Annotated in this window: 17 protein-coding genes; 9 read left to right on the top strand and 8 right to left on the bottom strand. The window is 69.0% G+C overall.

What is annotated here, in order from left to right:
- The first annotated feature begins 22 nt into the window (after positions 1-22).
- The 5 genes from rbfA to BN948_RS12860 are packed head-to-tail and all read left to right on the top strand — an operon-like array spanning position 23 to position 5344.
- Entirely contained in the window at positions 23-397 is a 375-nt protein-coding gene (gene rbfA / locus BN948_RS12880) for a 30S ribosome-binding factor RbfA (RefSeq protein ID WP_009520281.1), read from the top strand.
- Positions 398-399: 2 nt separating this feature from the next.
- Positions 400-1374 (top strand): tRNA pseudouridine(55) synthase TruB, encoded by a 975-nt coding sequence (gene truB / locus BN948_RS12875; protein WP_009520280.1) that lies wholly within the window; start codon positions 400-402, stop codon positions 1372-1374.
- Positions 1371-3197 (top strand): translational GTPase TypA, encoded by a 1827-nt coding sequence (gene typA, locus BN948_RS12870; RefSeq protein ID WP_009520279.1) that lies wholly within the window; start codon positions 1371-1373, stop codon positions 3195-3197. Before truB ends, typA begins: the two co-directional genes overlap by 4 nt.
- Entirely contained in the window at positions 3197-4222 is a 1026-nt protein-coding gene (locus BN948_RS12865) for a DMT family transporter (RefSeq protein ID WP_009520278.1), read from the top strand. Before typA ends, BN948_RS12865 begins: the two co-directional genes overlap by 1 nt.
- A gap of 27 nt (positions 4223-4249) precedes the next feature.
- Positions 4250-5344, top strand: coding sequence for an enoyl-CoA hydratase/isomerase family protein (locus BN948_RS12860; RefSeq protein ID WP_009520277.1), 1095 nt, complete (start codon positions 4250-4252; stop codon positions 5342-5344).
- A gap of 29 nt (positions 5345-5373) precedes the next feature.
- On the opposite strand, the gene BN948_RS12855 is transcribed toward BN948_RS12860, so the two are convergent.
- The gene (locus tag BN948_RS12855) at positions 5374-6636 is read right to left on the bottom strand and encodes a Kelch repeat-containing protein (protein ID WP_009520276.1); all 1263 of its coding nucleotides are present in this window, start codon (positions 6634-6636) and stop codon (positions 5374-5376) included.
- 240 nt (positions 6637-6876) lie between these two features.
- On the bottom strand, positions 6877-7752 hold the full coding sequence (locus tag BN948_RS12850; protein WP_009520275.1) for a pirin family protein: 876 nt from the start codon (positions 7750-7752) through the stop codon (positions 6877-6879).
- A gap of 114 nt (positions 7753-7866) precedes the next feature.
- Here BN948_RS12850 and BN948_RS12845 point away from each other — a divergent pair, with 114 nt between their 5' ends.
- Positions 7867-8778: a LysR family transcriptional regulator gene (locus BN948_RS12845; protein ID WP_009520274.1), complete on the top strand. Its 912-nt coding sequence runs from the start codon at positions 7867-7869 to the stop codon at positions 8776-8778.
- 19 nt (positions 8779-8797) lie between these two features.
- Here BN948_RS12845 and BN948_RS12840 read toward each other — a convergent pair whose 3' ends face one another.
- Both BN948_RS12840 and hpnC read right to left on the bottom strand, forming a co-directional pair.
- Entirely contained in the window at positions 8798-9568 is a 771-nt protein-coding gene (locus BN948_RS12840) for an SDR family oxidoreductase (RefSeq protein WP_009520273.1), read from the bottom strand.
- 135 nt (positions 9569-9703) lie between these two features.
- On the bottom strand, positions 9704-10594 hold the full coding sequence (gene hpnC, locus BN948_RS12835; RefSeq protein WP_035621954.1) for a squalene synthase HpnC: 891 nt from the start codon (positions 10592-10594) through the stop codon (positions 9704-9706).
- A gap of 159 nt (positions 10595-10753) precedes the next feature.
- Between hpnC and BN948_RS12830 the strand changes: the two genes are divergently transcribed.
- Both BN948_RS12830 and BN948_RS12825 read left to right on the top strand, forming a co-directional pair.
- Entirely contained in the window at positions 10754-11845 is a 1092-nt protein-coding gene (locus BN948_RS12830; protein WP_009520271.1) for an efflux RND transporter periplasmic adaptor subunit, read from the top strand.
- Between the two features lie 8 nt (positions 11846-11853).
- Positions 11854-15009, top strand: a complete 3156-nt coding sequence (locus tag BN948_RS12825) for an efflux RND transporter permease subunit (RefSeq protein ID WP_009520270.1) — start codon at positions 11854-11856, stop codon at positions 15007-15009.
- 10 nt (positions 15010-15019) lie between these two features.
- On the opposite strand, the gene BN948_RS12820 is transcribed toward BN948_RS12825, so the two are convergent.
- The 3 genes from BN948_RS12820 to BN948_RS12810 all read right to left on the bottom strand — a co-directional run bounded on the left by BN948_RS12820 (position 15020) and on the right by BN948_RS12810 (position 17475).
- Positions 15020-15352 (bottom strand): type II toxin-antitoxin system HicB family antitoxin, encoded by a 333-nt coding sequence (locus tag BN948_RS12820; protein WP_009520269.1) that lies wholly within the window; start codon positions 15350-15352, stop codon positions 15020-15022.
- Positions 15349-15603, bottom strand: coding sequence for a type II toxin-antitoxin system HicA family toxin (locus BN948_RS12815; protein ID WP_035622005.1), 255 nt, complete (start codon positions 15601-15603; stop codon positions 15349-15351). Before BN948_RS12815 ends, BN948_RS12820 begins: the two co-directional genes overlap by 4 nt.
- 123 nt (positions 15604-15726) lie before the next feature.
- Positions 15727-17475, bottom strand: a complete 1749-nt coding sequence (locus tag BN948_RS12810; RefSeq protein ID WP_009520268.1) for a carboxylesterase/lipase family protein — start codon at positions 17473-17475, stop codon at positions 15727-15729.
- A gap of 156 nt (positions 17476-17631) precedes the next feature.
- On the opposite strand from BN948_RS12810, the gene BN948_RS12805 reads away from it, so the two are divergent.
- On the top strand, positions 17632-18582 hold the full coding sequence (locus tag BN948_RS12805; protein ID WP_009520267.1) for a LysR family transcriptional regulator: 951 nt from the start codon (positions 17632-17634) through the stop codon (positions 18580-18582).
- Between the two features lie 15 nt (positions 18583-18597).
- On the opposite strand, the gene BN948_RS12800 is transcribed toward BN948_RS12805, so the two are convergent.
- Entirely contained in the window at positions 18598-19434 is an 837-nt protein-coding gene (locus tag BN948_RS12800; protein WP_009520266.1) for an NmrA family NAD(P)-binding protein, read from the bottom strand.
- Positions 19435-19449 lie beyond the last annotated feature (15 nt).

Here is a 19449-nt window from a genome sequence, read left to right as displayed (position 1 = left end):
ACCCAGGCAAAGCGAGATCACCATGCCCCGCAAGGCGTCGTCCGTCCCCAACCGCGGTTTCCGAGTGGCCGACCAGATCCAGCGCGATCTGGCCGAGCTGATCGCGCGCGAGTTGAAGGACCCGCGCGTGGGCATGGTCACGATCAACGCGGTCGAGGTCACCCCCGACTACGCGCACGCCAAGGTGTTCTTCAGCCTGCTCACCGGCAACCCCGACGAAGCCACCGAAGGCCTCAACGCCGCGGCGGGCTTCCTTCGCAATGCGCTGTTCAAGCGCCTGCACATCCACACCGTGCCCACGCTGCACTTCGTGTTCGACCGCACCACCGAGCGCGCGGCCGACATGAACGCCTTGATTTCCAAGGCGGTCGCTTCGCGTTCCAAGAACGAGGACTGAGCATGGAGCGCCAACGCACGAGGGTGCAACGGCGCCCCGTGCACGGGGTGCTGCTGCTCGACAAACCGCTGGGCCTCTCCAGCAATCAGGCCTTGCAGAAGGCCAAATGGCTGCTGCGCGCGGACAAGGCCGGTCACACCGGCACGCTGGACCCATTGGCCACGGGCGTGTTGCCCCTGTGCTTCGGCGCCGCCACCAAGTTCAGCCAGTTGCACCTGGACGCGGACAAGACCTACGAAACCACGGTGCGCCTGGGCGTGCGCACGAGCACGGCCGACGCTGAGGGTGAGGTCATCGACACCCGCCCGGTGACCTGCACCGTGGGCCAGGTGGTGGAAGTGCTCGACCGCTTCATGGGTGAGATCGATCAGGTGCCGCCGATGCACAGCGCGCTCAAGAAGGACGGCAAGGCCCTGTACGAGTACGCCCGCGATGGCGAAACCGTCGAGCGCGAGCCGCGCCGCGTGACGGTCCACGACATCGAACTGCTCGACATGCAATTGCAGGGCGAGGCCCCTCAGCTGCGCCTGCGCGTGGTCTGCAGCAAGGGCACCTACATCCGGACCCTCGGCGAGGACATCGGCGAGGCCCTGGGCTGCGGTGGTCACCTGATCGCACTGCGGCGCACGGCCACCGGCCCCTTCGACGTGAGCGATGCCACCACGCTCGACGCGCTCGAGTCCATGGCCGACGACCAACGCCTGCAGGCCCTGCGGCCGCTGGAGGATTTGCTCCCGGGTCATGAGCGCGTCACGCTCGATGCGGAGCATGCCGGCCGGTTCCTCAGCGGTGTGCGCCGCCGCGGCGACTGGCCCAACCGCGAGCGCGTGGCCGTCTTCGGCCCGTCGCCTACCGATCCAACGCAGTCCGTTCTGCTGGGCACGGCCCACACGCAGGGCGGCGAACTCATTGCGGGGCGTCTGCTGAGCCCCACCGATATCCAGCAAATCCTCGAAGCCTGCGAGGCACAACCATGACCAGACCCATTCGCAACATCGCCATCATCGCCCACGTCGACCACGGCAAGACCACCATGGTCGACCAGCTCCTGCGCCAGTCCGGCACCTTCGCCGAGCACGAGAAGGTCGTGGACACGGTGATGGACAACAACGCCATCGAACGCGAGCGTGGCATCACCATCCTGGCCAAGAACTGCGCCGTGAGCTGGAAGGGCACGCACATCAACATCGTCGACACCCCCGGCCACGCGGACTTCGGTGGCGAGGTCGAGCGCGCGCTGTCCATGGTCGACGGCGTGGTGCTGCTGATCGACGCCCAGGAAGGTCCGATGCCGCAGACGCGCTTCGTGACCAAGAAGGCGCTCGCGCTGGGTCTCAAGCCCATCGTGGTGGTGAACAAAGTGGACAAGCCCGGCGCCAACCCCGACAAGGTGATCAACGCCGCCTTTGACCTGTTCGACAAGCTCGGCGCCACCGACGAGCAGCTCGATTTCCCCGTGGTCTACGCTTCGGGCATCAATGGCTGGTCCTCGCTCGAGGAAGGCCCGGCGGGCGAGCAGTGGGGGCCCGACATGTCCGCCCTGTTCGACACGGTGCTCAAGCACGTGCCCGTGCAGAAGGGCGACCCGAACGCGCCGCTGCAATTGCAGATTTCCGCGCTGGACTTCTCCACCTTCGTGGGCCGCATCGGCGTGGGCCGCATCAGCAACGGCACCATCCGCCCCAACACCGACGTGCTGGTGATGGAAGGTCCGGACGGCAAATCCTTCAAGGGCCGCATCAACCAGGTGCTTACCTTCCAGGGCCTGGACCGCGTGCAGGCCACCGAGGCCGGCCCGGGCGACATCGTGCTGATCAACGGCATCGCCGACATCGGCATCGGCGTAACCGTGACCGACGTGCAGAACCCGCAGGCCCTGCCCATGCTCAAGGTGGATGAGCCCACGCTGACCATGAATTTCTGCGTGAACACCAGCCCGCTGGCCGGTCGCGAAGGCAAGTTCGTCACCAGCCGCCAGATCTGGGACCGCCTGCAGAAGGAGCTGCAGAGCAACGTGGCCCTGCGCGTGAAGGAAACCGACGAGGACGGTGTGTTCGAGGTGTCCGGCCGAGGTGAACTGCACCTCACGATCCTGCTGGAGAACATGCGCCGCGAAGGCTACGAACTCGCGGTGTCCAAGCCGCGCGTGGTCTTCAAGGATGTGGACGGTGAGCGCTTCGAGCCCATCGAGATGGTCACCGCCGACATCGAGGAGGGCCATCAGGGTGCCGTGATGCAGGCGCTGGGTGAGCGCAAGGGCGAGCTCGTCAACATGGACCCGGACGGCCGTGGCCGCGTACGCCTGGAGTACCGCATCCCGGCGCGTGGCCTCATCGGCTTCACCAACGAATTCCTCAACCTTACGCGCGGTTCCGGCCTGATCGCCAACATCTTCGACGGCTACGAGCCGCACAAGGGCGAGGTGGCCGGCCGCAAGAACGGCGTGCTGATCAGCATGGACGATGGCGAGATCTTCAACTACGCCCTGGGCAAGCTCGACGACCGTGGCCGCATGTTCGTCAAGGCGAACGACCCGGTGTACGAGGGCATGATCGTCGGCATCCACAGCCGCGACAACGATCTGGTGGTGAACGCCACCCGCACCAAGCAGCTCACCAACTTCCGCGTCAGTGGCAAGGAAGACGCGATCAAGATCACGCCGCCGATCCAGCTCACGCTGGAGTACGGCGTCGAGTTCATCGAAGACGATGAGCTGGTCGAGATCACACCCAAGAGCATCCGCCTGCGCAAGCGCTTCCTGAAAGAGCACGAGCGCAAGCGCGCTTCCCGAGACGCCTGATGTCCTTCCGCCTGCTGAGCCGCCTGACTCACACGCAGGCGGTGTTCCTGATGGTCGCGGTGACCCTGATGTGGTCGATCGCGGGCGTGGTCACGCGCCAACTGGAATCGGCGGCGCGCTTCGAGGTGACCTTCTGGCGCAGCGCCTTCACCGCGCTGTCGCTGCTCATCATCCTGCCGCTGTGGCGATCGGCCGATCGCGCGGCCGGCAGCCTCACGGACGAGGTGGGGCAGGGCCCGCTGCAGCGCCATTGGGGCGTGCAGCCTGGCTCCTCGGCGTTCTGGATGAGTGGTGTGTGCTGGAGCGTGATGTTCACCGCCTTCATGCTGGCGCTGACCTTCACCACCGTGGCCAACGTGCTCATCATCATGGCGGTGGGCCCCTTGTTCACCGCGCTGCTGGCGCGTTTCACCATCGGGCAGACGCTGGCGCCGCGCACCTGGGCTGCCATCGCGGCGGCGGGGTTGGGCATCGTCTACATGTATGGCAGTCAGTTCCTGCAGGCCTTCGCCACGCCTGACATCGACACCAGCGCGCTGGTGATCGGCTCCCTGGTGGCGCTGTGCGTGCCCATTGCCGGCGCCGTCAACTGGACGGTGATGCAGCGCAGCCAGACCCACGGCCGCAGGATCGACCTGGTGCCTTCGGTGCTGCTGGGCGGGCTCATCTCTTCCTTGCTGACCTTGCCGTTGGCCTTGCCGTTCGAGGCCACGGGGGGCGACATCGCCTGGCTCGCGTTGCTCGGCCTGGTTCAGCTGGCCATTCCCTGCGCGCTGGCTGTGGTCTGCGCGCGCTCGCTCAAGGCGCCCGAGGTGTCCCTGCTCGCGCTGCTGGAGGTGATCTTCGGCATCCTGCTTGCCTGGCTGGGCGCGGGCGAGGCGCCGGGCGCCGAGGTGCTGATCGGCGGCACGCTGGTCATCGGCGCGCTGTTCATCAACGAACTGCTGGGCTGGCGCTCGCGCAGCGGCACCCCGCGCGTGCAGACACTGGACGCCCGTACCGCCCGCGACCGGCGCGGGGCCTGAAGAAGAACCACCGTTGGAGGTACTCGCATGTCATCGACCGAATCACTCGTAATCACCGAAGTGCAGGGCCGCGTGGGCCTGATCACGCTCAACCGGCCCAAAGCGCTGAACGCGTTGTCGCTGGGCATGATCCGCGAGATCACCGCGGCGCTGCTGGCCTGGCGCGAGGACCCGGTCGTGTTCGCCGTGGCCATTCGCGGCATGGGCAAGGAAGGCGCCTTCGGTGCCTTCTGTGCCGGCGGTGACATCCGCTTCTTCCACCAGGCGGCGCTGGCCGGCGACCCCGCCCTCGAGGACTTCTTCACCGAGGAGTACGCGCTCAACCACCTGATCCACACCTACCCCAAGCCCTACATCGCCTTCATGGACGGCATCTGCATGGGCGGGGGCATGGGTATCAGCCAGGGCGCCAGCCTGCGCGTCGTGACCGAGCGCAGCAAGCTGGCGATGCCCGAGACCAACATCGGCCTCTTCCCCGATGTGGGCGGCGGCTACTTCCTGAGCCGCTGCGCCGGCCACGTGGGCGAGTACCTGGGGCTCACGGGCCGCCTTCTGCAGGGCCGCGAGGCCTTGTCGGTCGGCCTGGCCGACGGCCACATCGAGGCCCAGCGCCTGCCCAAGCTGTGGGACAGCCTGGGCGCCACGCCTTTCGAAAACGGCGAAGCAGTGCAGCGTTGGGTGGAAAGCCACCTGCAGACCACGGTGCCCGCGGCGCCCTGGCCCACGGCCGAGGTCAATGCCGTCTTCGGCCTGGGCGACGTGAAAGCCATGGTGGCGGCGCTGGAGTCCAGCGGCAGCGAGTGGGCGAAGGAGACGCTGCAGACATTGCGCCAGCGCTCGCCGCTGATGCTGCACGTGGTGCTGGAGCAGATCCGCCGCGCGCGCGGCATGGGCCTGGCAGACGATCTGCGCATGGAGCGCGACCTGGTGCACCACTGCTTCCACCTGCGCCCGGGCGCCGCGAGCGAAACCGTGGAAGGGGTGCGCGCGCTGGCCATCGACAAGGACCACGCGCCGAAGTGGAACCCGGCGCGCATCGAGGACGTGACGGCCAAAGAGGTGGCGGCGTTCTTCGAGTCGCCCTGGCCGGCGCACGCGCACCCGTTGCGCGCCTTGGGTTGAGTGCCCCGGGTTGAGCGCGCGCGCGAGCCTCAGGGCGCGTAGCGCTCGCTCGAGTTGACCTCGCCACCGGTGTTGCTGCCACTGACCACCAGCACGCGACCGTCGTCGAGCAGGCCCGCCGCGGCCCGGTTGCGTGCGGTGCCCATGGATGCCGCGGTGGTCCAGACGTTGTGGTCCGGGTTGTAGATCTCCGCGGTGTTCAGGGTCGAACCGCCAGCCAGAAGCACGCGGCCGTCGGCCAGCAGGGTCAGGGTGGGAAGCAATCGCGAGGCGCTCATGGTGCTCGTCGCCCAACTCGACGTGGCGGGGTCGAAGCGCCGCGCCGTGGTGTTTCCGGCGGACACCACCATCACGCTGCCGTCGTCCAGTCGCACCGACGCGAGGATACTGCCGGTGCCGCCGTAGGGGATCGGCGTGGTGCCGCTGCCGTCCACCGCATAGAGCTCGGCGGTGGTGACGGCCACGCCGCCGTTGAGGCCGCCCGCGATGAGCAAGGTATTGCCACCGGGCAGCAATTGCGCCGCGTGCTGCGTGCGTGCGCTGGACATCGGCGTGGGCAGCAGGGCCCAGGTGCCGGTGGCCGGGTCATACACTTCGGCCGTGTTCGAGTGGTCGAGGGTTCCCGAGTCCCGGGTTCCGCCGGTGACCAACACCTTGCCGTCCGGCAACAGCGTGGCCGTTGCCCGCACCCGCGCTTCGTTCATGCTGCCCGTGGCCGTCCAGGTGTTGGCGGCGGGGTCGTACAGCTCCGCACTGGCCAGGGTGGTCATGCCCGCGGCATCGCCACCGAACACCAGCACGCGGCCGTCCGCCAGCACCACGGCCGAGGGGTCCGAGCGCGCGGCAAGCATGCCGGCCGCCGCGCCCCAGGTGTTCGCGGCGGGGTCGTAGATGTCGGCTTCGTTGGTCGGCCCGCCAGCGCCCATACCACCCGCCAGCAGCTGTCGGCCATCGGGCAGGCGAGACAGTGTCGCGTAGTACCGGGGCGTGGGCACGGTGGCCACGAACGTCCACGCGCCGCGTGCGGTGACGGTCAGATCGAGTTGTGCCTGGACCGAGCCCGCGGCGTTGCTGGCGGTCACCGTGTAGCCCGCCTCACGTTGCAGTGTGCTGGGCGTGCCGGTGATCACGCCGGTCAGTGCGTCGAGGCTCAGCCCGTTGGGCAGGGCCGGTGAAACCGTGAACGCGGCAGTGGGCCCGCCGCTCAATTGTGCGTTGTTGGCAGCGATGGCTTCGCCCGTGACGTACAGCGCCTTGGGCGTGTCGTAGCTCAGCGCGGTGATGGGCGCCACATCCGGCGGTGGGGTGGACGGTGCGCTGGAGTGATTGCCTCCGCACGCCGCCAGCAAGACGAGACCGACCGAAGCCAGACTCCCGTGCCAGGCCCTTGTCAGCCATTGATTTTGTACTATGAAATTGGGAGCAAATGAAGAAGCCATGGCCGAATCTACCATCGGCCAGTTGAGGGGCAGTCACTCACGCGCGCCTGCGCAGAGCCCTGTTTGCGGGCCCTGCGCAGGCGCAGGCTGCCCTCAGGCGCTCGCCGCCATGCGCCCGAACCGGCCGCTCTGGAAATCGTGGAACGCCTGCACGATTTCCTCGCGCGTGTTCATCACGAAGGGGCCGTGGCCCACCACGGGCTCCTCGATCGGCTCGCCGCCCAGGAACAGCAGCTTGGCGTCGCTGTTGGCTTCGATCTCCAGCGCATCACCGTCGCGCTGGAACTGCACCAGTTGCGCCTCGCGCGCCACGGCCTCGCCGTTGACGAGCACGGTGCCCGCCAGCACCACCAGCGCGGCGGTGTGGCCCTTGATCAGCGACAGGCGCACGGTCTTGCCAGCGTTCAGTCGCACATCCCACACATCCATCGGCGTGTGCGTGCGCGCCGGGCCCTGGTGGCCCTCGAAGCTGCCCGCGATCACGCGCACGCGGCCCGCGCCATCGGCCAGGTCCACCGACGGGATCTGCGCGTTCAGGATGTTCTGGTAGCCCGGCGGCTCCATCTTGCTGCGCGCCGGCAGGTTCACCCAGAGCTGCACCATCTCCATGGCGCCGCCACGGCGCGTGAAGTCGGGCGAATGGAACTCCTCGTGCAGGATGCCGGAGGCCGCCGTCATCCACTGCACGTCGCCAGGGCCGATGAGGCCACCCGAGCCGGTGGAGTCGCGGTGCGCCACCTCGCCGTCGTAGACGATGGTCACCGTCTCGAAGCCGCGGTGCGGGTGCACCCCCACGCCGCGCGGCTGTTCGGCCGGCGGAAATTGCGCTGGGCCGGCGTAGTCGAGCAGCAGGAAGGGGCTGAGCTGGGCGCCGTGGTCGCCGTAGCTGAACAGGGAACGCACCGGAAAACCGTCGCCCACCCAATGGGGGCGGGGGGCGCTGTAGACACCTTGGATCTGCTTGAGCATGGATTTCTCCTGAGGGGGTGACCCCGGCGGGACGGGGAATGCTTCAAGGATATGGGTGGAACGATTCCTTGGGTAGGCCGTGATAATCGGCTTCACTGTTCTATGGGTGGAACGATGAGCCTGCCTGACCTCAATGACCTGTACTACTTCGCCCAAGTGGTGGAGCACGGTGGTTTTGCCCCGGCGAGCCGCGCGCTGGGCATCCCCAAGTCCCGCCTGAGCCGGCGCATCGCGCTGCTGGAAGAGCGCCTGGGCGCGCGGCTGATCCTGCGCTCCACGCGCAGCTTCTCCGTCACCGAGGCGGGGCGCGGCTACTACCAGCACTGCCGCGCCATGCTGACCGAGGCCGAGGCGGCGGAGGAGTCCATCGCCCTGGCGCAGGGCGAGCCGCGCGGCGTGGTGCGCATGAGTTGCCCGGTGGCGCTGCTGGCCACGCGCATGGGCACCATGCTGGGCGACTTCCTGGCGCGCTACCCGCGCGTGGAGCTGCACCTTGAGGAAACCAACCGCCGCGTGGACGTGGTGGCCGAAGGCTTCGACCTGGCGGTGCGCGTGCGCCCGCCGCCGCTGGAGGACAGCGATCTCGCGCTGCGCGTGCTGGCCGAGCGCAGTCAGTGCCTGGTGGCCAGCCCGGCGTTGATCGAGCGCCTGGGCGTGCCGCAAGGCCCGGGGGACCTGGGGCGCTTTCCGAGCATGGACCTGGGCCAGCCGCAGGAGGTGCATCAGTGGGTGCTGGAGGGCCCCAACGGCGCGCGCGCCGAGGTGCGGCACCGGCCGCGCTACGTCACGCGCGGCATGCTGGCCTTGCGCGCGGCGGCGGTGGCGGGTGTGGGCATCGTGCAGTTGCCGCGCATGATGCTGACGGCCGAATTCGGGCAGGGCGAACTGGTGCCCGTGCTGGACGGCTGGGCGCCCCGCCGAGAGCTCATCCACGCGGTGTTCGCCTCGCGGCGCGGGCAGTTGCCGGCGGTGCGGCTGTTGATCGACCACCTGGTCGAGCGTTTCGCCGCGCTGCGCGAGGACTGAGCCGTCGCGGGGCGTGCCCTCAGGCCGTGGCAGCCGTTGACGATGCCGCCTGCGCGGCCGACCAGGCCTGCAGCGTGGTGGGCGCCAGCCAGGCGCCCGCGCCCGGCAGCAGCGAATCGGCCTTGAGCGGCGCGCCGAAGTAGCCCGCGCTCTCGTCCGTCACCACCTCGCGCGCGTCGCTGCGTTGCTGCAGCCAGCCACGCAGCAACTCGTCCATGCGAAAGGCCACGGGGCCGGCGATCTCGGTGAGCCCGTTCACGGGTTCGGCGGTGGCGGCGCGTGCCACGCCGAGGGCCACGTCGGCCGAAGCGATCGGCTGGATGCCGGCCGAGGGCGCGTGCACGCGGCCTTCGCGCGTGGCGGCGTCGGCAATGGCGCCGAGGAATTCGTGGAACTGCGTGGCGCGCACGATGGTGTGGGGCAGGGCGCTGGCGCGGATCAACTGTTCCTGGGCCAGCTTGGCCAGGAAGTAGCCGCTCTGCGGGAGTCGATCGGTGCCCACCACCGACAGCGCGACGAGGTGGCGCACGCCGGCGGCCTGCGCCGCGCCCAGCACGTTGCGCGTGGACGTCTGGAAGAAGTCCATCACCGCCGCCGGTTCGAAGGAGGGCGAGTTGCTCACGTCCACCACCACCTGCGCGCCCTGCAACGCCTGGGCCAGGCCTTCGCCCGTGAGGGTGTTGACGCCGGTGGACGGCGCGGCGGCCGTCACCTCATGGCCGCCCTGGCGCAGCAGCGCGCCGACCTGTTTGCCGATGAGGCCGGTGCCTCCGATGATCACGACTTTCATGGGATGTCCTTCGTCCGTTGGGGTTGGCGAGGACTCGCGGGATGCGACAGCGGCCGGTGGGCGCCCTCTTGCCAGACAAGACGGCGCGCACGGCCCGCTTGTGACGCCGCCGCGCGCGCGACGACAAGTGGCGCGCTACATCCACAGCGCGCGCCACAGCAGCAGGGGCAGGTCGCCCTTGTCCACCGTGACGCGCTGCGCCCAACTGCGGTGCTGGATGGACCCGATGCGGTCGAGCACGCGCAGGCCGCCTTGCACCACCAGTCGCAGTTCCCACACGGCGCGGCCATTCACCTGGTGCACCAGCGGCGCGCCCATCTGCATGAGGCCGCGCGCGTGCGCGCACAGCTCGGCCACCACGGCCTGGCGCGGCCGGTCGCGGACGCCGGCCGGGGCGCCGGCCTGGGCGTCGGTGTCGGGCAGGAAGTCCTCCACCGCCACGCCATGGCGGCGCAGCACGTCGGCGGGCAGGTAGACGCGCCGGCGTGGCAGGTCGCGGCTCAGGTCCTGCCAGAAGTTGATGAGCTGCAGGGCGCTGCAGATGCGGTCGCTGCGTTCCAGCGCGGCGTGCCCGTCCACGCCCCACAGGTGCAGCAGCAGTCGGCCCACGGGGTTGGCCGACAACTTGCAATAGCTCAGCAGTTCGGCCATGTCCGCGTAGCGGTGAGCGCTGGCGGTGTACCGCACGTCCTGCTCGAAGGCGCTGATGAGGTCGTGCAGCAGGCCCACGGGCCAGGCGTGGCGGCGCTGGGCAGCGGCCAGGGGCGTGAAGACGGCCTGCCAGCGCGGCTGCATAGGTCGGCCGGCGAAGGCATCGTCCAGCGCCGCGCGGTAGGCGGCCAGTTCGGACAGACGCATCGGCGCATCGGCCTGGCCTTCGTCGGCAATGTCGTCCGCAGTGCGCGCGAAGCGGTAGAGCGCGGCCACGGCTGGGCGCAGCGGGGCGGGGCACAGCCAGCTTGCCACGGGGAAGTTTTCGTAGTGCTCGACCGAGGCGCCGAACGCGGCCGGTGCCTGGGTGGGCACGCCCTCGCCGGGCTCGGTCGCCGGCGCGGGGGTGCTCTCGACCCCGGTCGCAGGATGGGTGGCGTCGGTACCGGCGGGGGTTTGCACTAGAATTTCTGTTACTAACCGGTCAGTCATTAATTTGCGGTGCCGCATCCGGCCCGAACGTGAGGGAATCCGATGAGAACGACGCTGATTGTCTGCGTACTGGCGAGCGCGGCCGCGCTGGCCGCCTGCGCCCGGCCCGAACCGGCGCCCGAGCCGGTGCGTTCGGTCAAGTTGCTCACCGTGGGGCCTTCAAGCTTGCACGCCGCCAGCGAATACGCCGGCGAAGTTCGTGCCCGGGTGGAATCGCGCCTGGGTTTTCGCGTCGGCGGCAAGCTGGTGGAGCGCCCGGCCGAGGTGGGCCAGCGCGTGAAGGCGGGCCAGTTGCTCGCGCGTCTGGACGCGCAGGACCTGGCGCTGTCCGGCCAGGCCGCCCAGGCCGCCGCCACTGCGGCGCTCACCCAGCGCGACCTGGCGCGCGCCGACCTGGATCGCTTCAAGGGCCTGCTGGCCCAGGGTTTCGTGAGCCAGGCCGAGATCGACCGTCGCCAGGCCACGCTGGACGCCGCCGAGGCCAGCCTGCGCCAAGCGCAGGCGCAAAGCGCCGTGCAGGGCAACCAGGCCGGCTACGCGCGCCTGCTGGCCGACGCGCCCGGCGTGGTGACCTCGGTGCAGGCCGAGCCCGGCCAGGTGGTGCAGGCGGGCAGCGCCGTGGTGGTGCTGGCGCAGGACGGAGAGCGCGACGTGGTGATCGCCGTGCCCGAGGACCGGCTCGCCCTGGTGCGCCCCGGCACCGAGGCCCGCGTGCGGCCCTGGGCCATGGCCGGCGACGGAGCCGAACTCAAGGGCACCGTGCGCGAGGTGGCCGCCAGTGCCGACCCCGCCACGCGCACGTATCAGGTGAAGCTGGCACTGCCCGCCGACGCGAAACTGCCGCTGGGCGCCACCGCCTATGTGAGCCTGAACACGCCGCTCACCGGTCAGGCCGCCATCACCCTGCCCACCACGGCGGTGATGCAGTCCGCCGAGGGCGACCGCAGCGGCAGCGTGGTGTGGGTGTTCGACGAGCCCAGCGGCACGGTGCAGCCGCGCCCCGTGCAGGTAGCCGGTGCCGACGGCAACCGCGTGGTGATCGCGGGCGGTCTGAAGCCGGGCGATGAGGTGGTGGCCGCGGGCGGCCATGTGCTCAGCGCCGGCCAAAAAGTCACGCGCTTCGTCGCGCAGTGAGCCCGCCCATGCAGGACACCACCGACGCGAAGCCGGGCCCGTTCTCGCGCTTCAACCTCTCGCGCTGGGCGCTGGACCACCCGGCCTTCACGCGCTACCTCATGATCGTGTTGATGCTGTTCGGCATCGCCTCGTACTTCCAGCTCGGGCAGGACGAGGACCCGCCTTTCACCTTCCGGGCCATGGTGGTGCGCGTGTTCTGGCCCGGCGCCACCGCGCCGCAGGTGGCCGAGCAGGTGGTCGACCGCATCGAGCGCACCCTGCAGGAGGTGCCCTACGCCGACAAGATCCGCAGCTACGCCAAGCCCGGTGAAGCGCTGATCATCTTCCAGCTCGCGGATTCGTCGCCACCGGCCGAGGTGCAGGACATCTGGTACACGGTGCGAAAGAAGGTGGGCGACATGCGCGGCGAACTGCCGCAGGGCGTGGTCGGCCCCTTTTTCAACGACGAATTCGGCGACGTGTACGGCGTGATCTACGCGCTGCAGGGCGAGGGCTTCTCCGACGCCGAACGCAAGGACGTGGCCGAGTCTGTGCGCCAACAGTTGCTGCGCGTGCACGACGTGGCCAAGGTCGAGCTCTTCGGCGTGCAGGACCAGAAGATCTACGTGGAGGTCTCGCAGAAACGCCTGGCCACGCTGGGGCTGGACCTCAACGCCGTGCTCGACCAGCTCGGCCAGCAGAACGCCGTGGCCTCGGCTGGTGCGGTGCAGACGCCGCTGGACGTGGTGCAGGTGCGCGTGGACGGCAGCTTCAACTCGGTGGACGACCTGCGGGCCATGCCGATCCGCTCCGCCGCGAGCGGGCGCACCATTCGCCTGGGCGACATCGCCGACATCGTGCGCGGCACCATCGACCCGCCCGAGATTCTGGTGCGGCACGACGCCCAGGACAGCATCGCGCTGGGCATCTCCATGGCCAAGGGCGGCGACATCATCGCGCTCGGCGAAGCCTTGAAGGGCGCCGTGGCGGGCATCGAACGCACGCTGCCCGCGGGCATGAAACTCGTGCAGGTGCAGGACCAGCCCTCCGCCGTGGCGGCCTCGGTCAACGAGTTCGTCAAGGTGCTGATCGAGGCCGTGCTGATCGTGCTGGCGGTGAGCTTCCTGGCGCTCGGCCTGCACCGGCGCCCCGGCGGCAAGGGCCTGCGCCGCTACGTGCTCGACATCCGACCCGGCCTGGTGGTGTTCATCACCATCCCGCTGGTGCTGGCCATCACCTTCCTGGCCATGAACCACTACGGCATCGGCCTGCACAAGATCTCGCTGGGCTCGCTCATCATCGCCCTGGGGCTGCTCGTGGACGACGCCATCATCGCCGTCGAGATGATGGTGAGAAAGCTGGAGGAGGGCTATGACATGGTGCGCGCGGCCACCTACACCTGGGACGCCACCGCCATGCCCATGCTCACGGGCACGCTCATCACGGCCGCGGGCTTCCTGCCCATCGGCCTGGCCAACTCCACCACCGGCGAATACACCTTCGCCATTTTCGCGGTCACGGTCATCGCGCTGCTCATCTCCTGGGTGGTGGCGGTGATGTTCGTGCCCTACCTGGGCGTGAAGCTGCTGAAGATCAAACCCAAGGTGGAGGGCGCGCCGCACGAGGTCTTCGACGGCCCCTTCTACGTGCGCTTTCGCCGCACGGTCGACTGGTGCGTGGAGCACCGCTGGATCACCATCGGCGCCACCATCCTCACCTTCGTGCTCGGCTTGGCGGGCATGGGCAAGGTGCAGCAGCAGTTCTTCCCGGATTCGAGCCGGCCCGAGATCCTCGTGGACATCTGGTTGCCCGAGGGCAGCAGCATTCGGGCCATGGACGAGGTGGCCGGCCGCGTCGAGCAGCGCTTCATGAAGGAGCCCGGCGTCAAGGGCGTGACCACCTGGGTGGGCTCGGGCGTGCCGCGCTTCTACCTGCCGCTGGACCAGATCTTTCCGCAGAGCAACGTGGCGCAGTTCATCGTGCTGCCGAACAGCGTGAAGGAGCGCGAGCGCATCCGCAAGGAGCTGCCCGCCGTGCTGGCCACCGAATTTCCCGAGGTGCGCGGCCGCGTGAAGCTGCTGCCCAACGGGCCGCCGGTGCCGTATCCGGTGCAGTTTCGCGTGGTCGGCGACGACCCCGTGGTGCTGCGCGGCCTGGCTGACGAAGTCAAGCGCGCCATGGCGCAGAACCCCAACACGCGCGGCGTGAACGACAACTGGAACGAAGCCGTCAAGCAGATCCGTCTGGAGGTGGACCAGTCCAAGGCGCGCGCGCTGGGTGTCACCAGCGCCAGCATCGCGCAGGCTTCGCGCACCACGCTGGTGGGCTCTACCGTCGGCCAGTACCGCGAAGGCGACGAGCTCATCGACATCGTGCTGCGCCAACCCCTGGACGAACGCGACGCCTTGACCGACCTGGCCAACAGCTACCTGCCCACCGCCAGCGGCCAGGCCATTCCCTTGCTGCAGGTGGTGCGCGTGAACTTCGGTTGGGAGCCGGGCGTGATGTGGCGCGAGAACCGCGAGTTCGCCATCACCGTGCAGAGCGACGTGGTGGAAGGCCTGCAAGGGGCCACTGTCACGGCGCAGTTGCAACCGGAGCTGGAGCAGATCCAGCGCCGTTGGGTGAGCGAAGGCCTCACCGGCTACCGCATCGAGGTGGCCGGCGCGGTGGAAGAGAGCAGCAAGGGCTCGGCCTCCATCGCGGTGGGCGTGCCGCTGATGCTCTTCATCGTGTTCACGCTGCTCATGGTGCAGTTGCAAAGCTTCAGCCGCTCCATGCTGGTCTTCCTGACCGGCCCCATGGGCATGGCCGGCGTGGCCGGCGCGCTGCTGTTGCTCAACCGGCCCTTCGGCTTCGTGGCGCTGCTCGGTGTCATCGCCCTCATGGGCATGATCCAGCGCAACTCGGTCATCCTCATCGACCAGATCGAGCAGGACCGCGCGCGCGGCGTGCCGGTCTGGACCGCCATCGTGGAAGCCGCCGTGCGCCGCATGCGGCCCATCGTGCTGACGGCCGCCGCCGCGGTGCTGGCGATGATTCCGCTCTCGCGCAGCGTGTTCTGGGGCCCGATGGCCGTGGCCATCATGGGCGGGCTGATCGTGGCGACGGTGCTGACGCTGCTGGCGCTGCCGGCGATGTACGCGGCGTGGTTCCGGGTGAAGCGGCCGCAGGGGAATTGAGGACCGGGGTTCAGGCGGTGAGCCTTTGCTGCAATGCCTCCTGCGCCACCGTGTTGATGCTTTTGCCCTCGGCCTGCGCCACGATGGCCAGGCGCTCGTGCAGTTCGGCCGGGATGCGCAGGTTGAACCTGCCCGAGTAGCTGCGACGGGGCTCGATGCCTTTCTCTCGGCAGACTTCCAGGAACACGGCGAGGGACTTGCGGAACTCCGCCCGCAGTTCCTTCGGGTTGCGGCCGTAAAAATCGGCGCCGCCGTTGAGGCCGAGGATTTCGCCGCGAAACTGGTCGGTCTCGGCGTCGTACTCGATTCGGGCCTGATAGCCATCAACGGTCATGACGTTCATGGTTTCACTCCGTGTTGTTCCAGCCAGCGCCTGACGCTGGCCACCGCTCCCTTGTCTGTGTGCGGCGAAGGATGGGGTCGATGAAACACCTTCACTTCGCCAAAGAGCACCACGGCCACCCGGCTGCCTTCTCGTTCCGATATATCGGCACCCAAGGCTCGAAACAGCGCTTCGATGTCCTTCCAGGCGAGGTTCGCGCTGACCGGATGGGCCCAGAGCTGCTCCAGCGTGCGTTCGTGGCTGCGCTTCACATTGATCAAATGGTACCAAAAATTGGTACTTTATACGCCACGCAGGCACTGTACTCCGATGGGGTATTCGAAGCTGGCCGTGCTTGCCGCCAGGCCGCGCGGCAGGTGTGAAGCGATCGCGCGCTATTTCACTCCGATCCGCGTGCGCTGCCGATCCGCATCGAACACCAGGCTCGCGGGCCATTGGGGCCAGGTGGTGCCCAGGCCGGGGTGGTTCGGGTCGCCGTGGTGTGCGAATGCACCGAGCGACTTCATCATCGCCATAGAGAGCGCCTCGCGCCCGGGCCGGTTGGCGCGGGTGTACGAGATGTTGGCGAAGAGCGAGGGCCCGAAGTTGCCGAAGACGAAGGGCAGGTCGAAGGCATGCGCGGCGCCGAAGATCTGGTCGAAGGGGGCGGGCAACTCGTCCCAGTCGAAGCGGTAATGCCACACCTGCGGCTGCTGCGAGCGCAGGGCGCCCAGCACGTCGTCGCGGATGGCGCCGAACCAGATGCGGTCCAGCTCGCGGCTGCGCGCGTCGAAGCCGGTGCCCGGAGCGTCTGTCGGCAGCAGGCTCTTCGGAATCCAGTCCTCGACGCGGGTGGTGGGCGCCGCCTCGGGGTCATAGGTGTGGGCGATGCGGAAGACGGCCGCGTCGTCGATCAGTCGACCGCTCACGCCGCCGAGCGAAGGGCGGATGGCCAGCAAGGTGGGGAAGAGCTTGGTTTCGTCGCGCGTGTTGCCTGCCAGCACCGGCCCCTTCACATAGCGCCCCGCGCGAATGGCCGCAATCGGGTCGGCCGCCACCACGTGGCCGTCGGGGATGGGGTTGGAGCCGGCCAGTCGCGCGGGCACCAGGCGCTTCTGCACCGTGGTCAGGAGTTCATCGGCCGATCGGGTGCGCAGGTATTTCGCCAGATCCTGCGGCTGGCGCGAGGCCACTGTCGCCTTGGCCGCAGCCTCGTCTTTCGCGCTGCCCTCGGCGATCAGCGAATGCTCCAGCAAGCCCTGGCCGCGCTGCCGCCACACGGACCGTGGCAGAACGCCCGCAATCGACCCGGGCGGCAGCGTGGCAGCCGAGGAGATGCCGCCGCTCAAGGCAATCACGCGGTGAAACAGCTGGGGTTGGCGCTGGGCCAGCATGGGCGAGGCGAGCAGGGCGTAGACGTTCACCGCGCCAGCGGACTCGCCCATCAGCGTCACCTGCGCCGGGTCGCCACCGAACTGTGCGATGTTCGCCTGCACGTACCCCAACGCCTTCACGATGTCGAGCAGGGCGAAGTTGCCCGAGTCCTCGTCGGGCTGGCCGGTCTTGAGCGCGTCCAGGTCGAGGAAGCCGAAGATGCCCAGCCGGTACTGCACGGAGACCACCACCGCATCGGCCGTCCTGGCGAGTGCGGCGCCGTCGTACACCGGGTCGGCCGCGTAGCCCGTGATGTTGCTGCCCCCATGCACCCACACGATGACGGGCCGCGGCCGGCTCGACGCGGCGGCGGGTTGCCAGATGTTGAGGTACAGGCAGTCCTCCGAGCCGAGCGTCTGACCCAGGGTGCTGCCGATGGTGGCGTCATAGCGGTTGTTCAGCCCGGGGCCGTAAAGGCGGCCCGTCTGCACGCAGGCGGGGGCGAATGCCTGGGCCGAACGAACGGTGCGCCAGGCGCCGGGGTCGGCCGGCGCGCGCCAGCGCCGCTCGCCGACAGGGGGCGCCGCGAAGGGAAGGCCCTTCCATTGGTAGGTGCCCGTGGCCTGGGCGTCGTCGATGCCGAGCACCGGGCCGTGGGTGGTGTTTCGCTGGGTGACTCGCTGTGTGACGGGGGCGTCGCCGCTGGTGGTGGCACAGCCGGCAAGACCGGCCAACAGCAGGCACAGAGCGGACGTGCGCAGTGTGGACATGGGTGTCTCCTCGTGGTGGATGCCGCTGGTGCCCGAACGCTGCGGGTGGCGGTGCGCGCACGATAGTGGGACTGACCCTATCGGACAAATGGCAATTTGTGAGCAACCTATCGCTTTTGCCGATAAATAGTCCTGTCCACATCAAGGGTGATCACCATGACGATGCATGTGACGCTGCGCCAGCTCAGCGCCTTTCTGGCGGTGGTGGACGCAGGCAGTTTTTCCGAGGCGGCCAAGGCGATGAACCTCTCTCAGGCTGCCCTCAGTGGACTGATCCGCGAGCTGGAGGACAGGGTGGGCGTGCGCCTGCTGGACCGCAACACGCGCACCGTCGCGCTCTCCAGCGTGGGGCAGTCGTTCGAGCCGATGTCGCGGCGCGTGCTCGCCACGCTGGAAGAAGCCCTGGACAGCCTGTCGGATCTCAAGGAACTGCGCCGGGGTGTCGTGCGGGTGGCTGCGCCGGAGCCCTTGTCCTGCACGCTGATGCCCGATCTGATCGCGCACTACCAGACCGCCCAGCCCGGCATCGAGGTGCGCTTCGAGGACGTGCCCATCGAGCAGGTGGTGGCGGGTTTGCAGCAGGGCAGTGCCGATGTCGGCTTCGGCCCGTCCGGCGTCGTGGAGGACGACCGGGTGCATGTGCATCCCCTGTGGCCCGACCCGATGTGCGTGGCCCTGAACCCCGCCGACCCATTGAGCCGCCAGGACGTGGTGAGCTGGAGAGACCTGCGCGACGCGCCGCTCATCAACTACATGCCGAACTTCGCGACGCACGTGCTGAGCCATGTGCCCCCGCGCCACCACCCGCGTCGCATCCAGCCCGTTCACCGCGTCAACACCGCGCTGTCGATGCTCAGCGTGGGCGCCGGTGCGGTGGTGAGTCCTGCGTTGACCGAGCGCCTCGTGCACGGCTTCGGCCTGGTGTTCCGGCCCTTGAAGCAGCCGCAGGTGAACTGGCGCGCCGCGATGTTCGTGCGCCACCGCCCTTCGGTATCCCCGGCGGTCGAGAGCTTCGTTCGGTTCGCGCTCGACTACGTGGAAGGGTGGGCGGCGGCGCGTCGGCCGCAAGGACCAGGACGCAAGCGCCCGGCACCGGCCCGCGCCTGAGTGCCCGGCGCGGGCTCAGCGCGCGACGCCGGTTTCAGCCCACACCCCCTCGCGCGCACTCTCCCGGCAGAAGTCCGCGAAGTCGCGCGGCGCACGGCCCAGTGCCTGTTGCACGCCGTTGCTCAGGTGTTCGTTGCGGCCATCGAGCACCTCCTCGCACAGGCCGGTGAACAGGCTGGCCATGGGCTCGCCCACCACCGCCAGCATGCCGGTGTGGAAGTCGGCCAAGGACACGGGCAGGTACTGCAAGGGGCGGTCAGCGGCGGCCGAGATCTCTGCTGCGGCTTGCGCGAAGCTGAGCAGCCGCGGGCCGCTCAGCTCGTAGGTCTTGCCCGCGTGGCGCGGGTCGGTGAGCGCGGCCACCGCCACCTCGGCGATGTCCTCCACGTCCACGAAGGGCTCGCGCACCTCGCCCGCGGGCATGGCCAGCGTGCCTTCCAGCACGGCGTCGCGCAGGAAGCCTTCGCTGAAGTTCTGGTTGAACCAGGCGGCGCGCACCAGCGTGTGGCTCAGGCCGCTGGCCTGCACGATGCCTTCGCAGCGCTGCGCGGCGGCCTCGTTGCGGCCCGAGAGCAGCACCACGTGTTTGAGCCCGGTGGCGACGGCCAGGCGGGTGAGGGCCTCGATGCGCTCGTCCGCGCCGGGAAAGCCCAGGTCGGGCGAGTAGGAGATGTAGGCGCTGTGCGCGCCGCGCAGCGCCGGGCCCCAGGTCTCGGGCTGGTCCCAGTCAAACGGTGTGGCGGATTGGCGCGAGCCTTCGCGCACGGTGTGGCCCAGGGCCTTGAGGCGGGCGGCGACGCGGCGGCCGGTCTTGCCGGTGGAATCGATGACGAGGATGGGGGTGATGGACATGGGGGAGCTCCGAAA

Origin of the sequence: Hydrogenophaga intermedia (assembly GCF_000723405.1) — a bacterium.
GTDB lineage: Bacteria > Pseudomonadota > Gammaproteobacteria > Burkholderiales > Burkholderiaceae_C > Hydrogenophaga > Hydrogenophaga intermedia.
Note: the sequence above shows the minus strand (reverse complement) of the source record. Positions and strands in the feature narration are given on the sequence as shown.

What these genes read in the sequence shown, in the direction of transcription:
- rbfA (WP_009520281.1), top strand. Translation starts at nt 23, where the DNA reads ATGCCCCGCAAGGCGTCGTCCGTCCCCAACCGCGGTTTCCGAGTGGCC.
- truB (WP_009520280.1), top strand. Translation starts at nt 400, where the DNA reads ATGGAGCGCCAACGCACGAGGGTGCAACGGCGCCCCGTGCACGGGGTG.
- typA (WP_009520279.1), top strand. Translation starts at nt 1,371, where the DNA reads ATGACCAGACCCATTCGCAACATCGCCATCATCGCCCACGTCGACCAC.
- BN948_RS12865 (WP_009520278.1), top strand. Translation starts at nt 3,197, where the DNA reads ATGTCCTTCCGCCTGCTGAGCCGCCTGACTCACACGCAGGCGGTGTTC.
- BN948_RS12860 (WP_009520277.1), top strand. Translation starts at nt 4,250, where the DNA reads ATGTCATCGACCGAATCACTCGTAATCACCGAAGTGCAGGGCCGCGTG.
- BN948_RS12850 (WP_009520275.1), bottom strand. Translation starts at nt 7,752, where the DNA reads ATGCTCAAGCAGATCCAAGGTGTCTACAGCGCCCCCCGCCCCCATTGG.
- BN948_RS12845 (WP_009520274.1), top strand. Translation starts at nt 7,867, where the DNA reads ATGAGCCTGCCTGACCTCAATGACCTGTACTACTTCGCCCAAGTGGTG.
- BN948_RS12840 (WP_009520273.1), bottom strand. Translation starts at nt 9,568, where the DNA reads ATGAAAGTCGTGATCATCGGAGGCACCGGCCTCATCGGCAAACAGGTC.
- BN948_RS12830 (WP_009520271.1), top strand. Translation starts at nt 10,754, where the DNA reads ATGAGAACGACGCTGATTGTCTGCGTACTGGCGAGCGCGGCCGCGCTG.
- BN948_RS12825 (WP_009520270.1), top strand. Translation starts at nt 11,854, where the DNA reads ATGCAGGACACCACCGACGCGAAGCCGGGCCCGTTCTCGCGCTTCAAC.
- BN948_RS12820 (WP_009520269.1), bottom strand. Translation starts at nt 15,352, where the DNA reads ATGAACGTCATGACCGTTGATGGCTATCAGGCCCGAATCGAGTACGAC.
- BN948_RS12810 (WP_009520268.1), bottom strand. Translation starts at nt 17,475, where the DNA reads ATGTCCACACTGCGCACGTCCGCTCTGTGCCTGCTGTTGGCCGGTCTT.
- BN948_RS12805 (WP_009520267.1), top strand. Translation starts at nt 17,632, where the DNA reads ATGACGATGCATGTGACGCTGCGCCAGCTCAGCGCCTTTCTGGCGGTG.
- BN948_RS12800 (WP_009520266.1), bottom strand. Translation starts at nt 19,434, where the DNA reads ATGTCCATCACCCCCATCCTCGTCATCGATTCCACCGGCAAGACCGGC.